Here is a 20,975-nt window from a genome sequence, read left to right as displayed (position 1 = left end):
GGCCACTGAAGTTTTGCGTCAAAGCTTACAATAATAATTAAACACGCCACATAAGACGTGTAGGAGACTATCTTTTGAATTCAATTGAAGAGAAGCCAATTAAACAGGCCAGTTTTTTAGATGCCTTAATTCCAATTACTGTGCTCGTGTGCCTACTAGGCGCTGCTGTTTATTTATTCGGTGATAACTCATCATCGGGTCCTAACCAAATCGCTTTATTATTCGCTACATTTACCGCGGCATTAATTGGCTTAAAAAATGGTTACACCTGGAAGAAACTAGAACAAGCCATGATCGAGGGGATCACCTTATCCCTTGGAGCAATCATTATACTGTTAATGGTGGGTGCCTTAATCGGTACTTGGCTGTTATCTGGCACAGTACCCACTCTAATTTACTATGGCTTACAAATTATCAATCCTAGCTGGTTCTATGCCGCTAGCTGTTTGATTTGTGGCATTGTGGCTATGAGTATTGGTAGCTCTTGGACTACAGCTGCGACTATCGGTGTGGCGTTATTAGGTGTTGCAACTGGTCTTGGTTTAGAGCAAGTCGTCACGGCAGGTGCTGTCATTTCTGGTGCCTACTTTGGTGATAAATTAAGCCCACTTTCTGAAACAACGAACTTAGCACCAGCAGTGGCAGGGGCTGACTTATTTGAGCATATTCATCACATGCTTTGGACTACAGTGCCAAGCTTCATTATTGCGTTAATTATTTTTATTTTTATGGGCTTTAATGCCGGCGGTTCTGCTGAAGCTGGACGTATTGATGAAATCGTTAATTTATTAGAACAAAACTTTAATATTGGTTTTGAAATGCTAGTACCACTGGTGGTGTTGCTGTTTTTAGCAATTCGTAAAATGCCAGCTTTCCCAGCTATTTCGATTGGTGCGGTGTTAGGTGCAATTTGGGCTATGTTATTTCAATCAGATTTAATTAATAGTCAAATTGATGCATCACAAGGCCAAGCAATTGGTTACTTCAAATTAGTTTGGACAACATTCTTCGATGGTTTCAGCATTGACACTGGCGATGAAAAAATGGATTCACTATTAAGCGGTGGTGGTATGGCTGGCATGCTAACAACCACTTGGCTGATTATGACGGCCTTGATGTTTGGCGCTATCATGGAAAAAACCGGCTTACTTGATATGTTCGTTAAGAGCATCTTAAAAATTGCTAAAAGCACGGGTTCTCTTATCACTGCAACGATTGCAACGTGTATTGGTACCAATGCGGTTGCAGCTGACCAATATATCGCGATTGTTGTTCCTGGACGTATGTTTAAAGACGAATATGAAAAACGCGGTTTAAAGCCTGTTAACTTATCTCGCACATTAGAAGATGGTGGCACAATTACTAGCCCACTTATTCCTTGGAATACCTGTGGTGCCTATATGCAAAGTGTTTTACTAATCAATCCATTTGACTATGCAATGTACGCGTTCTTTAATTTAATTAATCCATTCTTAGCGGTTGTTTATGCCTATTTTGGTATCAAAATTTTACGTATTACCCCAAAACATCTTAAACAAGAAGCTAACGCCGAATAAACTATTTAGGCCCTGCTAAGCAGGGCCATTTGGAGTCAGTAATGTCTGCTACGAGTAAACCTCAAGCTCAATATTTAAAAGATTACCAAGCCCCACAATTTTCAATCCAACACATCGATTTACGTTTCGAATTAGCCCCTTTAAAAACATCAGTGCAGTCAACAATGACAATCAATCGTACCGATGAAAGCAATGCAGATCTTGCGCTAGATGGTGTTGATTTAACGCTTATTTCATTGATGGTTGATGACAAAGCGTATGATGATTACACGCTAGAAGATGAAAAGCTGATCATTCATAACTTACCTGAAAGCTTTATTCTGAAAATTGAAAACCATATTGATCCGCAAACGAATACCTCTTTAGAAGGTTTGTACTTGTCGGGTGGTGCTTACTGTACGCAATGTGAAGCTGAAGGTTTTAGAAAGATTACCTATTACCTTGACCGCCCAGACGTACTTGCCAGCTTTGATGTCACAATTATTGCCGACAAAAAGTACACTCACTTACTGTCTAATGGTAACCAAATTGAATCAGGTAACTTAGATGACGGTCGTCATTTTGTAAAATGGCAAGACCCATTTAAAAAGCCTAGCTACTTATTTGCATTAGTCGCCGGTGATTTTGACGTGTTACGTGACCATTACACGACGCAGTCTGGGCGAAAAGTTGAATTAGCTTTGTTTGTTGATAAAGGTAATTTATCAAAAACGCCTCATGCCATGACTTCTTTAAAGAAATCAATGCAATGGGATGAAGAGCGTTTTAACCTTGAATACGATTTAGATATTTACATGATTGTTGCCGTTGATTTCTTCAACATGGGTGCAATGGAAAATAAAGGCCTGAATATCTTTAACTCTAAATGTGTTCTTGCTAATCAAGAAACAGCCACAGACAAAGATTATCATACGATTGAATCAATTGTAGGTCACGAGTACTTCCATAACTGGACCGGCAACCGTGTGACTTGCCGTGACTGGTTCCAACTGTCGTTAAAAGAAGGCTTAACGGTTTTCCGTGACCAAGAGTTTAGTAGTGATTTAGGCTCACGTGCGCTTAATCGCATTGATGCGGTTAAAGTCATGCGTACTCACCAATTTAGTGAAGATGCAGGCCCGATGGCTCACCCAATTCGCCCTGAAAAAGTCATTGAAATGAATAACTTTTATACAGTGACTGTGTATGACAAAGGGGCTGAAGTTATTCGTATGATGCACACCTTACTGGGAGAAGAGAAGTTCCAGCAAGGTATGGCATTGTATTTCGAGCGCCATGACGGACAAGCAGTTACTTGTGATGATTTTGTGGCTGCCATGAGTGATGCGTCTGGCATTGATTTAACGCAATTTAAGCGCTGGTATAGTCAAGCGGGTACACCTAAGCTCAATATTGAGCAAGCGTATGATGAACAAAACCAAACTTTCACATTAAGCATTGAGCAGTTTGCACCTGATAATCAGCCTAACAATGCCTTACTGCATATTCCATTTGCTATTGAACTTTTAGATAGTGAAGGGCAGACGCTACCTCTTGTGATTGATAATCAGCCACAAGATTCGGTATTGAATGTCACAGAAAAAACACAGCAGTTTGTTTTCGAGGGCATTAAACAGCGCCCAGTCGCAGTGCTACTAGAAGATTTCTCTGCGCCATGCATCGTTAATCAAAATACATCTGCAGCGGATCTGTTACATATTATGCGTTTTGCTCGCAGTGACTTTTCACGTTGGGATGCTCAGCAGCGCTTATTTACTAATGAAATGAAAGCGGCGATTGCCAGTGGTGAAGCATGCTTATCTGATGATATCTTGTCAGCATTAAAGCTATTAGTTGATAATCGTGAAGGTGACCTTGCACTGATTGCTGAGCTGTTAAAACTACCTAGCTACGATACTCTTGCGGCAGAATATGCCGTCATCCCTGTTGATGACATTATTGCTGTTCAAAATGCATTTGAATCGCAAATTGCTAACTTCCTAACAGAATCATTGGTTAATTGTTATAACGCGCTTGAAGATGATGGTTCAACATCTGCTACAGCCGTTGCAGTGCGTGCTCTTAAGCAACTTTGTTTACACTATTTAGCGAAAACAAATCACAGCGACGTTAATGGCCTTATCGAAGAGTCTGCCCACAGTAATAATATGACTAATGCACTTGCTGCATTAAGTGCTGTAGTAAAAGCAAATCACTCACTATGTGATACTCTTTTAACAGAGTTTGATGCTAAATGGCGTCATGATGTACTCGTTATGGATAAATGGTTTGCACTGCAAGCGATGAAAGATTCAGCAACGAGTATTAGTGATATTAAAGCGCTCTATGATCACCCAAGTTTTGACTTTGGTAATCCTAATCGTGTTCGTGCTTTGGTTGGTAGCTTTAGCCACTTTAATATCACTCAATTCCATCGAGCCGATGGTGAAGGGTACCAGCTATTAGGTGACTTATTAGTGAAGCTTAATGATATTAACCCGCAAAATGCATCACGCATGCTAACGCCATTTATGTCATGGAAACGCTATGATGAAAATCGTTCTGCGGCAATGAAAGCACAACTTCAACGTTTAGCTGATTTAGACGGCCTCAGTGATGATCTGTTTGAAAAAGTAGAGAAAGCACTCGAAAGTTAATGACAGAGTACTATTTTGCCTTGTATCTGAGTTACTCAGAGTGTCTTGATTACTATCATGGTAAATATAAATCTGTGCAAGTCACAGAAGATGGTGGTAAGACAGTTCGCTTTGACGCTAACCATTTGCGTCCTTTTATTTCTTCGCTAGGAATAAGAGGGCGCTTTAGGTTGACATTAACGGCTGAAAATCAGTTTTTAAAACTCGAGAAAATTAGTTAAAAAAGCAGCATTAGCTGCTTTTTTTGTAATATTTGTCGTCTAAAATGCTAAATTTCACTGTCCCCAATTCGCTAAATTTATTATATTTTTGTTAATTCGATTTGTTCTATTGTTAATTTACGTGTATAAAATATCTGGTATGACGTCTTACCAATACGTAAACGTCACATTTTTAAATAAATATTAACCGATTGAACGCGTTCTATATTGTAATTTTACTGTTTCGCTTCTATCGTTAGAAAGATACTAAAAACAACAATTTGATCACAAAACAACCCGTTACAGGGGGATGAACACAATGATAAAACGATCGCTTTTTGTTAAAAACAAAATAGCTTTGGGACTCGCGGCGGCTACACTCGGACTCTCAAGCACATCTTTGCATGCGGCAAACTTTGAGTTAGGTGACTTCGATATACGTTTTGACTCTAACTTCTCTTATGGCCAAAGCATTCGTGTTGAAGACCGAGATTTTCAACATATAGGTAAGAGTAATAATCCTTCATTTGACTGGACGGGTTATCATTCTGCTTTAAATCCTATTTATTCTTCTGCTGATGTATGGAACCAACCAGGTGCATACTCAAATAATGGTGATGCAGGTAACCTCAATTTTGATAGTGGCGATTCATTCTCAAAATTATTAAAAGGTAACCATGAGTTATCAATCAGCAAAGATAATTTTGGTTTCTTCACTCGCTTTATGTATTTTTACGACTTTGCATTGATGGATGGTGATTTCGCTTATAGCAACCCAACATCAGGTAACAAAGTAGACCCATGTGACGATGACGACACAAAAGAACAAGTGTGTGCTGATTTACGTTTACTAGACGCTTATGTATGGGCAAACTTTGATTTAAATGAAGGCCGTAACCCGCTGTCTATTCGTTTAGGCCAACAAGTTGTGAACTGGGGTGAGAGTACCTTGATTTCTCATGGTATTAACGTTAACCCAGTTGATATCGATCGTTTAAAAGCGCCAGGTGCAGAGTTAAAAGAAGCTTTCATACCTGTTGGTATGCTTTGGGCATCACTAGGCATCACAGATAACTTAACGCTAGAAGGTTTCTACCAATATGAGTGGCATGAAACACGTCTTCCAGCGGCTGGTACATACTTCTCGACGAACGATTTCGCGTCAGAAAATGGTTATCAGCAAAATATCCAATTGGGCTTCACGTCTAACCCGGATATCGATTTAGCGTTCTTAACTGAAAGCTTAAATAATTTAGATGACATTGTTCGCTCGCAAGGTGTTGATCCTACATCTGCACAAGGCCAAGCAATGATGGCGCAAATGTACTTAGCTTACCCAACCAAAGTGGCGTTAAAAGGCAAAGGTGGTGCAGGTAAAAACGAGCCAGACGATGGCGGCCAGTATGGTTTACGTTTAGGTATGTACTTACCTGAATTAAACGACACTGAAGTGGCGTTATACCACATTAACTATCATAGCCGTCGTCCGGTAATTTCTGGTCAGGTATCAAACTTCACTGATGCGGCAATCGCTGCTGATATCGGTATGTTATTAACTACAGATATCACAGAAGATAATGTAACTAGTTTACAAGCGTTCACTAAAGGTCAGTTAGAATACCCAGAAGATATTAAACTGTACGGTCTTAGCTTCAATACATCAGTAGGCGAAACGGCACTTGCTGGTGAATTTGCATTCCGCCAAGATGAGCCTCTGCAAATTGATGACGTAGAGCTTTTATATGCGGGTATGCCAGAGCAATTAGCAGTTGCAGGTATTCGTCCTGACTTTGCTGGTATTTCACAAATGAGCCCAGGCGATGCTACAAGCGTTGTAGGCCCTGGTGAAGTAGCACAAGGATTTATCCTACGTAACACTGCACAATTACAATTTACAGCAACACACCTATTTGGCCCTTCACTTGGAGCTGATAGCTGGGCGGTAGTTGGTGAAATTGGTGGTGTACGCATTAACGATATGCCAGATTACGATGAGCTTCGTTTAAATGTTGCTGGTACTGGTCGAAGCGGTATTATGCAAGGCCCATTAAGTGATGATTATTCAACACTGCACTTAGGTCTTTCTAATGGTCCTGAAACGAACCCGTTCCCAACGGCTTCTGCGTGGGGTTATCGTTTAATTGCGAAAGGTGATTATTATAACTTCTTCAGTGGTGTTAACTTCTCTCCACGTTTTGTGTTCTCGCACGATGTGAATGGTATTACACCTGATCCAATGTTCCTATTTGTTGAAGACCGTAAATCGCTCGGTGTTACTATGAACTTCAACTATCAAAATGCGTGGTCGTTCGACTTTAGCTACAACTCATTCTGGGGTGGTGGCGCAACGAATACTTTCTCTGACCGCGATTATGTATCTTTCAATATTAAATATTCAATCTAAGGGTAAATTATGATTATTAGAAAACCTACCCTCATTGCTGCAGCATTTTGTGGCGTTTTCGCAAGCTCAAGTGTACTTGCAAAAATTACCGCTGATGAAGCGGCACGTTTAGGTAAAGATTTAACACCTATTGGCGCAGAAAAAGCTGCGAATAAAGACGGTTCTATCCCAGCTTGGGATGGTGGTATCACAACACCACCTGCTGGTTATAAACCGGGAATGCATCATCCTGATCCGTATGCTGATGATAAAATCTTATTCACGATTGATAAATCGAATGTAGCCGAGTACAAAGATTTCTTAAGCCCAGGTCAAATTGAATTATTCAATACTTATCCTGATACGTTTAAGATGAACATCTATCCAACACGTCGTAGCGCGTCTTATCCTCAGTTTGTATATGATGCAACTAAAAAGTATGCAACGACAGCTGAGTTAGTAGAAGGCGGTAACGGTATTAAAAACACTGCTGTGGGTGTTCCGTTCCCAATCCCTAAAGATGGCTTAGAAGCTATTTGGAACCACTTATTACGTTTCCGTGGTTTATCAATTGAGCGTTCTGGTGGCCAAGCTGCACCGACAGCATCTGGTTCATATAACTATGTAGGTTTTGATGAGCAACTGTTAGTTGAGTATTCATCACCTGAAGCAACGCCTGAAAAGCTACAAGAATCTAATATCTTGTTTAAGTTTAAGCAAAAAGTAACTGAGCCAGCGCGTCTTGCTGGTACTGCGTTACTAGTTCATGAAACAATGGACCAAATCTTAACGCCACGCCAAGCATGGACATACAACTCAGGTCAGCGTCGTGTTCGTCGTGCACCTAATGTTGCCTATGATGCACCGGGAACAGCTGCAGATAGCTTACGTACAACTGATGACTTTGATATGTTCAACGGTTCTCCAAATCGTTACAATTGGACATTAAAAGGTAAGCAAGAGCTTTATATTCCTTATAACAGCTATAAGCTTCACAGCGACAAACTAAGCTACGATGATATTCTGCAAGCAGGTCATATCAATCCTGAACATGTTCGTTATGAAAAACACCGTGTTTGGGTTGTTGAAGCGAACCTTAAAGATGGCACGCGTCATATCTATAAAAAACGTGTTTTCTATATTGATGAAGACAGCTGGCAAGTACATGTAACGGATATCTATGATAACCGTGATCAAATGTATCGTGTAGCGATGGCGCATGGTCTTAACTACTATGAAGTACCAACTCATTGGAGTACGCTAGAAGTTTACCATGACCTTAACTCTCGTCGTTATTTAGCAATTGGTTTAGACAACCAAGAAAAAATGTATGATTTCTCACAATCATTCAACGATAACGAGTTTACTTCAAGCGCATTACGCCGCGAAGGTCGTTAATCAAATTAAGGCACCTGACCCCAGGTGCCTTTTGCAATTCGCGTAAGTCATCAGTACACGCAATAGATTTCTCAGTGGCTTTTTTGACTTCTCTTTTTATTTTTTCGAAGGCGATTTATCTTTATGAAGTATTTGCTTTATGCCTGTCTTGCTTATAGTGCTTCATGTTTTGCTCAAGACATGCCTATGCCGCAACAAGCGATTAGCGCTGTTAACGCAAACAAAACTCTTCTCACCGACATTGAACTAGCTGGCCCTAATCTCATTGCAGTTGGCAAACACGGTGTGGTTATCACAAGTACAGACGCTCAAACTTGGCAACAAGCCAGTGTGCCTACTCAAGTGCTGTTAACAGCCGTTGATTTTTATAATAACGATTTAGGCTGGGCCTGTGGTCATGATGCAACCATCATTAATACTGTAGATGCAGGAAAAACCTGGCAGTTACAGCAATCTTTACCAAACATGGATAAGCCATGTTTAGATATTTTATTTACTACTGAAAAACATGGCTATGCAGTTGGTGCATACGGAATGTTTTTTGAAACTAACGATGGTGGCCAAACGTGGCAGAAACGTTTTTTAGATAGCCTGTTATTTGAAGAAGACCGTGAATACCTCAATGATTTAAAAGACAGTGACCCAGAAGGCTATGAAATTGAAACTGCTTCAATACTGCCGCATTTTAATCGCATCGTTAAAACTGAGGAGAGTCTATTTCTAGCCGGTGAAATGGGTTTAATGGCACAAAGTTTTGACAATGGTCAAACATGGCAGCGTCTTGAAGAGATCTATATGGGCTCTTTCTTTACGTTTGCGTCAACTGCAGATCAAGGTGGTGAAGATCTAGTTGCAGGCCTTCGAGGCAACATTTTCACTCGCCAAGCAGGCAGTGAACAGTGGCAACAAATACCACACGACAATTATGCAACCGTAAATAGCGCAATTAAATACAACAACCAGTGGTTATTATTTGCCAACAGCGGGGTGATTTTCCAAATTGAGGATGGCCAATTAACAGAACAACAAATGGCTGATGGTAAATCGTTACTTGATGGTGTTGTGTTTCAAGACAAACTAATTATGGCTTCAGAAAATGGCATTAAAGTGAAGGAGTTGAATCCGTAATGCGTGGTTTTTTAGATATTTTAGAAAGAGCGGTGTTTCGTCATCGCTTATTCGCAATTATTTCCTTTGCTTTGATCACCTGTTTCTTATTATTCAAAGCAACACAAATTCAATTAGACGCGTCGTTTAATAAAAATATTCCGCTTAATCATGACTACATGAAAGTTTACACCAAACATGAAAAACAGTTTGGCGGAGCTAACAGCATTTTAATTTCTGTCTGTGATGCAGATGGTGATATTTTTAATGAGGAATTTTTCACCCAACTTAAAGCAGTTCATGATCAGCTTTACTTTATCCCGGGTGTAAATCGCCCATTGGTAAATTCAATCTTCGCACCAAGTGCGCGCTTTGTTGAAGTGGTTGAAGATGGTTTTGCTGGCGGTCCAATTATTCCGGCAAACTTCACCGCTGATAAACGTGGTCTTGCGGTAGTTAAAGAGAACATCGAAAAAGCAAAAGTCGTTGGTCGCATGATTGCCAGTGACTATTCGTGTGCAATGGTAACCGCTCAGCTACTCGAGACTGACCCACAAACGCAAGAAAAACTCGACACTTTAGCGTTTGCAGAAAAGCTAGAAACACAAGTTCGTGAACCGCTAAGTACTGACAAGGTCAGTATTCATATTATCGGTTTTGCGAAAATGGCAGGGGATGTAGCAGAGGGTGCTAAAGGCGTACTGTTATTTTTTGCTATTGCCATTGCTTTCACATTCGTAATGGTTTGGCTGTTCTGCCATTCTTTAAAACTGACTATTTTACCAATTGCCTGTTCAATCATTGCTGTTGTTTGGCAGTTAGGCTTGCTTTCAAGCTTAGGCTTTGGTTTAGACCCTATGTCAATTTTAGTGCCGTTTTTAGTGTTTGCGATTGGTGTAAGCCATGGCGTGCAAATGATTAATGACATCGGTAAAAAAGTGTCTACGGGTAGTTCAACTCGGGTTTGTTGTCAGGCAAGCTTTAGAGCACTTCTGATCCCAGGTGGTATTGCACTGCTATCAGACACAATTGGTTTTTTAACCTTACTCACCATTGATATTGGTATTATTCGTGAACTTGCTATCACAGCGAGTTTGGGTGTAGCGGTAATTATTTTCACTAACTTAATTTTATTACCTGTATGGGCATCGTACATGCGCTTTGAAGGCTCTGTGCATATTCAAGCAGGTACTCACACAGACAAACCAAATCTACTAGACAAGTTACGCGAGCTATTAGTAAAAGCGACTGATCGTAAAACAGCTGGTTTTATTATCGTCTTAACGGCTGTGTTATTTGCAGTGGGTTACTGGCAAGCTGACAAAATGCGTATTGGTGACTTACATGCTGGTGCGCCATCTTTGCACCAAGATGCCCGCTATAACCAAGACACCTTTTTGATTTCTGATAAATACACTATTTCATCAGATATCCTAAAAGTGATTGTAGAAGCGTATCCTGCTGCGTGTACTGAGCATGATGTTATGGAGCGTATTAGTCGTTTCCAATGGCAGATGGAAAACGTTGCAGGGGTACAATCCGCTGTGAGCTTAAGCTCAGTTGCGCAATCTGTGAATGCCGGCTTCAACGAAGGTAACCTAAAATGGCAAAGCCTGCCGCGCAACACGGCAAGTTTAGTGCAAGCTACTTCACGCGTTGAAACAAGCTCAGGTTTACTTGATGGTAACTGCTCTGTAATGCCTGTGATTATTTTCTTAAATGACCACAAAGCAGAAACAATTGACCATGTGGTAGCTAAAGTTAAAGAGTTTGCTAAGGCTGAAGAAACCGATGAATTAAAGTTTAAGCTAGCGTCAGGCCCTGTCGGTGTGATGGCTGCAACGAACGAGTCGGTATCGGCTGCACAGCTACCTATGATGCTTTACGTTTACGGCGCCGTAATCCTGCTATGCTTAATTAGCTTTAGAAGTGTTAAGGCAACGGTCGCGGTTGTATTACCTCTGTACATCGTATCAACCTTAGCGCAAGCGTTGATGGTACAACTTGAAATAGGTTTAACAGTGTCGACATTACCAGTTATCGCTTTAGGTGTTGGTATTGGTGTCGATTACGGGATTTACATACTTTCATCAATGATGGGGCAGCTAAAACAAGGTGTGGCACTGGAAGTAGCTTATCGTAATGCGTTAGCAGAGCGTGGTAGTGCAGTGCTGTTCACAGGTATTACCTTAGCCATTGGTGTTAGCACATGGATTTTCTCTGATCTGAAGTTCCAAGTGGATATGGGTATCCTGCTAACCTTCATGTTTTTGGTTAACATGTTGGGTGCAGTACTACTTTTACCTGCAATTGGTAGCTTTCTCTGGACTGACCAGAAAAAATAATGTGAATAATTGTGCTCCAATATGGCCAGTAATGGCCATTTATATCTATATTTTGTGAATAGATGACCAAATAGCTGAAAAGCTTAAAATGATTTCATCGAAAAGGCTGTTTATTAGCTGTAAAAGAGTTAGAATTTACCTGACTCCACGCTAATAAATGGCTGTACAAATATTCTACTAATCGATAAGTAGTATAGATTAAGGAACATACAATGACACGAAATGAAGGGCAAGCCTCGGTTATCTTAGATAATGTCTGTAAGCTGATCCAGAAAAAAGTTCACGCTGATAATGTGTTACTCGTTGAGAAATTCGCCAAAGCCTTGTACAGCAATATGTCTAAAGAGGATTTGGCTCATCGCAACGATAGTGACTTATATGGCGCTGCACTAAGCCTATGGAACTCGCTAGAAAAAAATAATTCTGATGACGCGGTTGTCCGTGTTTTCAATCCTGAAGTAGCAAAAGATGGCTGGCAGTCATCGCACACTATTGTTGAAATCATCGCGAAAGACATGCCTTTCCTCGTTGATTCTGTGCGCATGGCCATGACTCGCGCAAACATCGCTTCTCACTTATTACTTCACTCTCCGCTGAAAATCCAACGTGATAAAAATGCTAAAATCACCGGTATTTCAAGCTTAAAAGCAGAGCAAGAATCAACGTCGACAAAAACTGTGTTCTTTATCGAAATTGATCGTCAAACAGATGCAAAAGTAATTGAGTCTTTCAAAAAAGAACTTGAGTCTGTGTTAGTTGACGTATCTATCGCTGTAGAAGATTGGCAGCCAATTCGTGAAAAGCTAATTGCGGTAACGAAAGACTTACCTAAACGCCACCATAATAATAACGAAAGCGAAGTTGCAGAAACGGTAGAGTTTTTAGACTGGTTAGCTAAAGATAACTTTACGCTAATGGGTTACCGTGAGTATGAACTTTCGCCAGTGCAAGGTGATTACCAGTTAAAAGGTAAAAAGGGCACTAGCCTTGGTCTAATGAAAAACACAGACGAAGAGCATAGCCGTTTACTTTCTGAGTTACCTGAAGTAGCGCGCCAAGAAGCGCGAAGCAGCAACTTATTAATTTTAACGAAAACAAATTCAGTGTCTCGTGTACATCGTCCTGCATACATCGACTACGTGGGTATCAAGCGTTTTGATGATGAGGGCAATGTAATTGGTGAAGACCGCTTCCTTGGTTTATTCTCATCAAGCTTTTACAACAACAGCGCCGCTGATGTACCTGTACTGAAAAGTAAGATTAACCGCATTATGGAAATGTGTGACTTTGCTAAAGGCACTCATGCATATAAAGCGGTATTAAATATTTTAGAAACGTATCCACGTGATGAACTTGTGCAAGCACGTGAAGCTGAACTACTTGAAGTTGCCATGGGCGTATTACAAGTACAAGAGCGTGATATGTGCCGTATTTTTGTGCGTAAAGACGCATATGGCCGTTTCTTCTCTTGCATGGTATATGTTCCGCGTGAGCGCTATAACACGGCACTACGTCGTGAAACGCAACGTATCTTAGCCAATGCATTTAATTCTGACGAAAAAGTCGAATTTACTACTTTCTTCTCTGAGTCAACATTAGCCCGTACACATTACACGGTGCGTGTGACTGACAATAATATTGAATATAACGTGAAAGACATCGAAAACAACCTAATTGAAGCTGCCCGTACTTGGGAAGATAGACTCCAATCTGCACTACTTGAAAGCGCAGGTGAAGCACGCGGTAAAGAACTAAACCGTAAATATGCACAAGCGTTTGCAAGTGCCTATAAAGACCAGGTTCTACCAAGTGCAGCGGTTGTTGATATTGAAAAGCTAGAACTTCTAAACGACGAGAACAAACTTGAGATGTTGTTCTACCGTCCACAAGAAGAAGCAAACACAAATGTTGTTCGTTTAAGCTTATTCCATAAAGATGTACCAATCCACTTATCTGACGTAATGCCGATGTTAGAAAACTTTGGTTTACGCGTAGTAGGTGAAACACCTTACTCAGTAAAAACGACTGACGGTAAAGTTAATTGGATCATGGACTTCACCATGCTAATTGACAACAAGGGTATTGCTGACTTTGATAAAGTGTCAGCGCGTTTCCGTGCAGCGTTAACGAACGTGTGGAATAACCGCTTAGAAAACGATGGTTTCAACCGTTTAGTATTAATGGGTGGCTTAACAGGTCGTGAAGCGTCTATTCTACGTGCCTACGCTAAATACATGCGTCAAATTGGTGTAACTTTCTCGCAAACTTACATCGAAAGCACATTTGCAAATTACCCACACATTGCATCGCAAATCGTTAACTTATTCACTAAAAAGTTCTCAGTTAAGAACCCTGGCAGTGAGAAGACACTTGAGAAGCTAGTTGCACAAGTTAATCTTGAACTAGAAAACGTAGCGAACCTAGATGATGACCGTATCATCCGTTTATACGTTGATATGATCAACGCAACTCTTAGAACGAACTTCTTCCAAAAAGAAGCGGACGGCCAATTTAAGTCATACGTATCGTTCAAAGTTCAGCCTTCTATGATCCCAGAAATGCCATTACCACTGCCTGCGTTTGAGATCTTTGTATACTCGCCGCGCGTTGAAGGTGTACATTTACGTGGTGGTAAAGTTGCTCGTGGTGGTTTACGTTGGTCTGACCGTCGTGAAGATTTCCGTACTGAAGTGCTGGGTCTTGTTAAAGCGCAACAAGTTAAAAACACGGTTATCGTGCCAGTAGGTTCGAAAGGTGGTTTCGTATGTAAACAGCTACCGACAGACCGTGAAGCATTCTTCAAAGAAGGCCAAGAGTGTTACAAGATTTTCATCCGTGGTTTATTAGATATCACAGATAACATTGAACGTGGTGAGATTGTTCCACCAGTTAATGTTGTTCGTCATGATGAAGATGACCCGTATTTAGTTGTTGCTGCCGATAAGGGTACTGCGACTTTCTCTGATATTGCAAACGGCATCGCAAATGAATATAACTTCTGGCTAGGTGATGCATTCGCATCAGGTGGCTCGGTAGGTTACGACCACAAGAAAATGGGTATCACAGCAAAAGGTGCGTGGGAATCTGTTAAACGTCATTTCCGTGAAATGGACATTGACTGTCAAACAACTGATTTCACTGTGGTGGCAATCGGCGATATGGCGGGTGACGTATTTGGTAATGGTATGTTGCTTTCTAAGCACATTCGCTTACAAGTAGCGTTTAACCACATGCACATCTTTGTTGATCCAAATCCAGATGCAGCGACATCTTACCCAGAGCGTGAGCGTTTATTTAATCTACCGCGTTCTTCTTGGGAAGATTACAATAAAGACCTTATTTCACAAGGTGGTGGCATTTTCTCTCGTGCGGCTAAATCAATTAGCTTAAGCCCAGAAATGAAGAAAATGCTTGGCACTAAGAAAGCGAGCATGACACCTAACGAGTTAATCAAAGCAGCTCTTATGATGGAGTTTGATTTACTTTGGAATGGTGGTATCGGTACTTACATCAAGAACTCTAAAGAGACTGATGCTGATGTTGGTGACCGTGCTAATGATGCACTTCGTATTAACGGTTCTGAGCTTGGTGCGAAGATCTTAGGTGAGGGCGGTAACTTAGGTGCGACTCAATTAGGTCGTATCGAATTTGCGGCTATAGGCGGTCGTGTTAACACTGACTTCATCGATAACGTAGGTGGTGTTGCGTGTTCAGATAACGAAGTAAACATCAAGATCTTACTTAATGGCCTAGTTGCTGAAGGTGACTTAACACGTAAACAGCGTGATGAGTTACTTTATTCAATGACTGATGAAGTGTCTGAGTTAGTATTAAAAGACTGTTACCGTCAAACGCATACCTTATCGATTACTCAATCAAAAGGTACGTCAACGCTTAAAGAAAAAGTACGTTTCATCCATGCCCTTGAAAAAGATGGCAAGCTTAACCGTGCAATCGAGTTCATTCCAACTGATGAAGAACTTGCAGAGCGCGCAGCAGCGGGTAAAGATTTAACTCGTCCAGAGCTTTCTGTACTTGTTTCTTACGCGAAGATGGTTCTTAAAGAGTCTCTAGTGGTTGATGAAATCACTGAAAACCCTTACTACCGTCAGTTATTAGTTAAGTCGTTCCCAGTGCCACTTCGTGAGAAGTTCAACGATGCAATGGATAACCACCCACTTCGTAAAGAGATTATTGCAACGAAACTTGCAAATAACATCGTTAACGATATGGGTCTTAACTTTATGGTTCGTATGCACGAAGAAACAGGTGCTAACGAAGCTGAAATCGCACTTTGCTACTCAATTGCAAAAGAAGTGTTCCAGATGCCAGAAACATGGTCATCAATTGTTGCACTTGATAATAAGATCCCAGCAGCTGTACAAACAGAAATGCTATATCAATTACGTCGTACGGTTCGTCGTGCAACACGTTGGTTCTTACGTCATCGCAATAAAGCACAAACGATTGAGCAAGCAATTGAGTTCTTTGCACCAACATTTGCTGATTTAAGTGAAAACTTAAACAGCTACATGGTTGAAAAAGAAAGCGAGCGCTTAGTAAAAGCGGCAGAGAAGCTAATTGACAGCAATGTACCAAAAGCCCTTGCAACACGTATTGTGTCACTATCAAGCTTATTCTCTGTAATGGACTTAGCTGAAATCGCTTATAACTCAGAGCGTAGCATTGATATGGTTTCTAACACCTACTTCAAGCTAGGTGCGCGTATGGGCTTACATTGGTTCCTTGACCAAATCACCAACCAACCAGTTGCGAACCACTGGCAAGCACTTGCTCGTGCTTCTTACCGTGAAGAGCTGGATTGGCAACAACGTACATTATCAGCTGTGGTACTTAATAGCTTTGCTGCAGACAGCAAAGACATTGATGCACAAATTGATGAGTGGATGGATAACCAAGATCTACTATTACAACGTTGGAAGCAGATGCTATCTGAGTTCAAAACATCGCAAAGCCATGATTTTGCGAAGTTCTCAGTGGCACTTCGTGAACTAATGTTGTTAAGCCACAACTGTGACACTTCCAAATAAGTGAAAAGTCGTTAAAATACATACCCCAGCTCGCTGGGGTATTTTTTTGCCCTTAATTTGCAATGGTCCGTTTATAAACGGCTACCTTGTTTATTTTTACCTAAGGAACAAACCATGTTTTATGATCTAGCTCGCCGTTTTATGTTTACCCGTGATGCGGAGTGGGCTCATGAATTTGCACTTAATAATTTACGCCGATTTGCTCATACGCCATTGAGTGCTGCGTGGTCTCAATCTGTCCCTAATAAACCCGTCAATTTTCTAGGTTTAGAGTTTAAAAACCCAGTAGGTTTAGCGGCAGGCTTAGATAAAAATGCCGAGTGTATTGATGCATTTTCGCAAATGGGTTTTGGTTTTGTTGAAGTAGGTACTGTTACACCACGTCCTCAAGCGGGTAACGATAAACCACGTATTTTCCGCTTACCTGAATCAAATGCGATTATTAACCGCATGGGCTTTAACAATAAGGGCGTTGATAACCTAGTTAACAATGTTAAAGCAGCGAAATACGACGGTATTCTAGGTATTAATATTGGTAAAAATAAAGATACACCAAACGAGCAGGGTAAAGATGATTACATTCACTGTATGCGAAAAGTATTTGAGCATGCATCGTATATCACAGTAAATATTTCTTCACCGAATACCCCAGGTCTTCGTGATTTACAATACGGCGAAGCGCTTGATGACTTATTGCAAAGCTTAAAGAATGAGCAACTTGATCTAGTTGCTAAACATAACAAACAAGTGCCTATGCTAGTTAAGATCGCCCCTGATCTTGATGAAGTACAAATCGGCCAAGTTAGTGAGTCATTGATCAACAATAAGATCGATGGTGTTATTGCTACAAACACCACACTTGAGCGCGCAATGGTACAAGGTCAACAGTACGCAAATGAAGCGGGTGGTTTATCAGGCCAGCCTGTGCGTCAGCGTTCAACCCACGTGGTTAGTGAACTTAAGCGCTTAACCGAAGGTAAACTACCTATCATTGGTGTGGGTGGCATCGATGATGCTGATTCGGCAAAAGAGAAATTTGCAGCAGGTGCAGACCTTATACAAGTTTACACTGGTTTCATTTATAAAGGCCCAGAATTGGTAAAAACGATCCTAAATAGCTTATAAGGATCAGTTATCTAAGCAATTGATCATTAATAAAATGTTCTAATAAATCATTTTATTAATGGTCTGCTTTAGTTATAATTTGTGATTATGCGCACAGTATTTATTCGTTAGGGAGGAGACATGTTACAAGCATCTAAGCAATGGAAATGGCTTGCTTGTGCAAAAAATAATCGTCTTTTGGTTGACCTAGACCAAGATATACAACTGTGCACGCCTTACAAACTTCGCCAACTCACCGATGCTGTTTTACAAGAGCCTAACTTTAGCCTTGAAGACGCTGCATTTTATCAGCAAGTTTATCAATACCTCGAAACTTTCTCACTATGGAACCCTGCAGAGCTTTGCCAAATCGCGCTAAATGCCACTGCGGTCAAATTTCATTTAAAGCCAGTACTTGCAAAAAGTTGGTTCTTTCATGAGTATCATGGCAGCCAGCCAAGTGTCGAAGCTGTAGTGAAGTTGTGCTCACAGGCACAAGAAGGTGAGTTTTTAATTGTTGACCACTCAAGCGAAGCCTCAGTGTGTATTAACTTAAGCCAACACTTTCAACTAGACGAAAACCTTTCTCTTGAACAGTTTGAGGCTATTAAGGTTTTAAATAACCGTATCCATCCTGTTTATATTCAACAAAAACAGTTTAAATCAGCCTAGGGCGTGTTGACCTTTGTCAATTAAAATTTGTTCACTCTAGGGGCGATTTAATCGCGGCGCGAGATTTGTAACCTAGTGAGCTAAGTAAAAATCCAGCTAATATCCCTGCAAATGTTGGCGTTTTTGTTCGCCAAGCTATGCTATAATCCTGCGCAATTAGCATTTAAGGGTTTTTACTTTGCAATTTATCGCACTTACTTCTATCGGAATAGAAAATTTACTTGTTGATGAGCTTACAGCACTAGGTGCAGAAGTCTCAAAACAAACCGTGGGCTCTGTACGTTTTGAAGCAGATAGCTTATTAGCACAAAAGATTTGTTTATCGAGCCGTTTTGCGACTCGTATCATGATGCTGATAGAAGAAAAAGAAGGCGTAAAAGACAAAGACAGCCTTTATCAATTTGCGCGCTTGCAGCCTTGGCAGGAGTGGTTTGGCCCTAAACAAACCTTTGCTGTTGATTTTAGTGGTACAAATAACGACTTAAAAAATACGCAATTTTCAGGTCTAGTTGTAAAAGATGCGATTGTTGATTACTTCGCGGATTTATTCGAGCAACGTCCTGATGTTGATAAATACAATGCCAATGTACGTGTTGTAGCAAGGTTGAACCGTCAAGGTGTTGCGCTTTATATCGATTATTCTGGCCCGCGTTTATCTGAGCGTGGTTATCGTCAAGATCAAGGTAAAGCGCCGATTAAAGAGCATTTAGCTGCAGCTCTTGTGAAACGAAGTGGTTGGCTTGAAAACGTACAGCAACCTTTATTCGATCCATGTTGTGGCTCTGGTACCATTTTAATTGAAGCTGCAAGCATGGCACGCAATGAAGCGCCGGGCTTATTCCGTGAAGGTTTTGCCTTTGAGCGCCTGCCTAGTTTCCGAATTCAAAAATACAAAGAATTAAAAGCAGAACTAACGGCCCAAATTACAGATCCTAAACTTTGGCTTATTGGCCATGATATTGACGCCAGTGTGATTTCAAAAGCTCAAGAAAACGCAGAGCGTGCTGACCTTGGTAATGTTATTAAGTTTAAACAAAGCGATGCCACTAAGTTAACCTCAGTTGCGAAACTACCTGGTGTGGTGATTTCAAACTTACCTTATGGTGAACGTTTAGGCTCAATGGCTGAGCTGATTAACTTACACCGTAGTTTAGGTGTTGGCTTCAAAAAGCACTTTAATCATTGGAAACTTGCTTTACTTGGCACTGACGAAAGCTTATTTAAGTTATTAAAGTTAGTTAAGTTAAAACGCTATAAGTTTAAAAATGGCCCGTTAGATGTTGTATTAAATCTTTACCAACTTGACGATAAACAAGTAGAACTTAGCAAAGAAGATAAGCCGGCTCTTAATTTTGAAGGTTCAACAGCCTTTGCAAACCGTTTAAAGAAAAATAAGCAAAATTTAAAGAACTGGTTAAAGCAAAATGAAGTAAGCTGCTACCGTGTTTATGATGCGGATATTCCAGAATATAACGTAGCTGTTGATGTATACGATGATTCAGCGGTTATTTTTGAATATGCTGCACCTAAAGAAATCGATGACAATACGGCTCAAAAACGTTTGCAAGATGTGATCAGCTTGACCTCTGAGCAGTTAAAGATAGCACCAGAAAATATTGCAGTTAAAGTGCGTAAAAAGCAAAAAGGTGAAGAGCAATATACCAAGGTAGCAAAACAAAATCGTACTCAAGTAGTTGAAGAGTTTGGCGCTAAGTTCAAAGTAAACTTATTTGATTATTTAGATACAGGTTTGTTCTTAGATCACCGATTAGCTCGTCGTTATATCCAACAAAACGCACAAGGCAAACGTTTCTTAAACTTGTTTGCTTATACAGGCAGCGCATCTGTGCATGCTGCTGTGGGTGGTGCTAAAGCCATTACCACGGTTGATATGTCAAAAACTTACTTAAAGTGGGCGCAAGAAAACTTTGCTCTGAATGATATCAGTAATACCCGTTATCGTTTTGAGCAAGCAGACTGCTTGAAGTGGCTTGAGTATGCACAAGGCCAATATGATTTAATTTTCTTAGATCCACCGACGTTCTCCAACTCAAAACGTATGAAAGATGCGTTTGATGTTCAACGCGACCACATCAAACTTCTTACCTGGGTTAAGAAGATTTTAAGCCCGAACGGTACGCTTATATTCTCAAACAATAAGCGTGGCTTTAGTATGGATGAAGTAGGGCTAATGGGTCTGGGTTTAAAAGCAGAAAACATTTCTGACAAGACTTTATCACCAGATTTTAAACGTAATAAGCAAATTCATAATAGCTGGCTTATTACTCATGGCTAATTTTACTTTGTACCACACTGATGGCTGTCATCTGTGTGAAATGGCCGATGAATTATTAATTGCTGCAAACGCTTCGTTTGTAGCAAAAGACATTATGGACAGTGAACAGCTGATTGAACTTTACCAAACCAGTATTCCGGTTGTGGAATCTCATCAAGGCGAGAAATTATTTTGGCCTTTTGATGCTGAGCAATTAGCGCAATTTATTGCTGATAATAAAGAATAAG

12 protein-coding genes are annotated in these 20,975 nt (G+C 40.6%); all 12 read left to right on the top strand.

Annotated elements, in window-relative coordinates; translation table 11 throughout:
- Positions 1–74: 74 nt before the first annotated feature.
- Positions 75–1,556, top strand: coding sequence for a Na+/H+ antiporter NhaC (gene nhaC / locus AUR67_RS09665; protein WP_054561590.1), 1,482 nt, complete (start codon positions 75–77; stop codon positions 1,554–1,556).
- 41 nt (positions 1,557–1,597) lie between these two features.
- Entirely contained in the window at positions 1,598–4,192 is a 2,595-nt protein-coding gene (gene pepN, locus AUR67_RS09660; protein ID WP_058585111.1) for an aminopeptidase N, read from the top strand.
- Positions 4,192–4,413, top strand: a complete 222-nt coding sequence (locus AUR67_RS09655; protein ID WP_058585110.1) for a DUF2835 domain-containing protein — start codon at positions 4,192–4,194, stop codon at positions 4,411–4,413. The genes pepN and AUR67_RS09655 overlap by 1 nt, the downstream gene beginning before the upstream one ends.
- A 298-nt stretch (positions 4,414–4,711) precedes the next feature.
- The gene (locus AUR67_RS09650; RefSeq protein WP_058585109.1) at positions 4,712–6,796 is read left to right on the top strand and encodes a DUF1302 domain-containing protein; all 2,085 of its coding nucleotides are present in this window, start codon (positions 4,712–4,714) and stop codon (positions 6,794–6,796) included.
- Between the two features lie 12 nt (positions 6,797–6,808).
- Positions 6,809–8,173, top strand: a complete 1,365-nt coding sequence (locus tag AUR67_RS09645; RefSeq protein ID WP_058585133.1) for a DUF1329 domain-containing protein — start codon at positions 6,809–6,811, stop codon at positions 8,171–8,173.
- Between the two features lie 123 nt (positions 8,174–8,296).
- Positions 8,297–9,301 (top strand): WD40/YVTN/BNR-like repeat-containing protein, encoded by a 1,005-nt coding sequence (locus AUR67_RS09640; RefSeq protein ID WP_058585108.1) that lies wholly within the window; start codon positions 8,297–8,299, stop codon positions 9,299–9,301.
- The gene (locus AUR67_RS09635; protein WP_058585107.1) at positions 9,301–11,625 is read left to right on the top strand and encodes an efflux RND transporter permease subunit; all 2,325 of its coding nucleotides are present in this window, start codon (positions 9,301–9,303) and stop codon (positions 11,623–11,625) included. The genes AUR67_RS09640 and AUR67_RS09635 overlap by 1 nt, the downstream gene beginning before the upstream one ends.
- A gap of 212 nt (positions 11,626–11,837) precedes the next feature.
- Positions 11,838–16,676 carry an NAD-glutamate dehydrogenase gene (locus AUR67_RS09630; protein WP_058585106.1) on the top strand — a complete coding sequence of 1,613 codons (4,839 nt, stop codon included), beginning with the start codon at positions 11,838–11,840 and terminating at the stop codon, positions 16,674–16,676.
- Positions 16,677–16,790: 114 nt separating this feature from the next.
- A complete protein-coding gene (gene pyrD / locus AUR67_RS09625) occupies positions 16,791–17,801 on the top strand; it encodes a quinone-dependent dihydroorotate dehydrogenase (RefSeq protein WP_058585105.1) in 1,011 nt (336 codons plus the stop codon).
- Positions 17,802–17,921: 120 nt separating this feature from the next.
- The gene (locus tag AUR67_RS09620; protein ID WP_058585104.1) at positions 17,922–18,452 is read left to right on the top strand and encodes a cell division protein ZapC domain-containing protein; all 531 of its coding nucleotides are present in this window, start codon (positions 17,922–17,924) and stop codon (positions 18,450–18,452) included.
- Positions 18,453–18,630: 178 nt separating this feature from the next.
- Positions 18,631–20,748 carry a bifunctional 23S rRNA (guanine(2069)-N(7))-methyltransferase RlmK/23S rRNA (guanine(2445)-N(2))-methyltransferase RlmL gene (gene rlmKL / locus AUR67_RS09615; protein WP_058585103.1) on the top strand — a complete coding sequence of 706 codons (2,118 nt, stop codon included), beginning with the start codon at positions 18,631–18,633 and terminating at the stop codon, positions 20,746–20,748.
- Positions 20,741–20,974, top strand: coding sequence for a glutaredoxin family protein (locus tag AUR67_RS09610; RefSeq protein WP_054551385.1), 234 nt, complete (start codon positions 20,741–20,743; stop codon positions 20,972–20,974). The genes rlmKL and AUR67_RS09610 overlap by 8 nt, the downstream gene beginning before the upstream one ends.
- Position 20,975 lies beyond the last annotated feature (1 nt).

Source organism: Pseudoalteromonas sp. XI10, from assembly GCF_001469895.1.
Lineage (GTDB): Bacteria > Pseudomonadota > Gammaproteobacteria > Enterobacterales > Alteromonadaceae > Pseudoalteromonas.
This window is presented reverse-complemented; position numbering and strand designations above follow the sequence as displayed.

Coding starts and splice junctions, on each gene's coding strand:
- AUR67_RS09635 (WP_058585107.1), top strand. CDS start 9,301: ATGCGTGGTTTTTTAGATATTTTAGAAAGAGCGGTGTTTCGTCATCGC.
- AUR67_RS09610 (WP_054551385.1), top strand. CDS start 20,741: ATGGCTAATTTTACTTTGTACCACACTGATGGCTGTCATCTGTGTGAA.
- AUR67_RS09640 (WP_058585108.1), top strand. CDS start 8,297: ATGAAGTATTTGCTTTATGCCTGTCTTGCTTATAGTGCTTCATGTTTT.
- AUR67_RS09620 (WP_058585104.1), top strand. CDS start 17,922: ATGTTACAAGCATCTAAGCAATGGAAATGGCTTGCTTGTGCAAAAAAT.
- pyrD (WP_058585105.1), top strand. CDS start 16,791: ATGTTTTATGATCTAGCTCGCCGTTTTATGTTTACCCGTGATGCGGAG.
- AUR67_RS09655 (WP_058585110.1), top strand. CDS start 4,192: ATGACAGAGTACTATTTTGCCTTGTATCTGAGTTACTCAGAGTGTCTT.
- AUR67_RS09650 (WP_058585109.1), top strand. CDS start 4,712: ATGATAAAACGATCGCTTTTTGTTAAAAACAAAATAGCTTTGGGACTC.
- AUR67_RS09630 (WP_058585106.1), top strand. CDS start 11,838: ATGACACGAAATGAAGGGCAAGCCTCGGTTATCTTAGATAATGTCTGT.
- pepN (WP_058585111.1), top strand. CDS start 1,598: ATGTCTGCTACGAGTAAACCTCAAGCTCAATATTTAAAAGATTACCAA.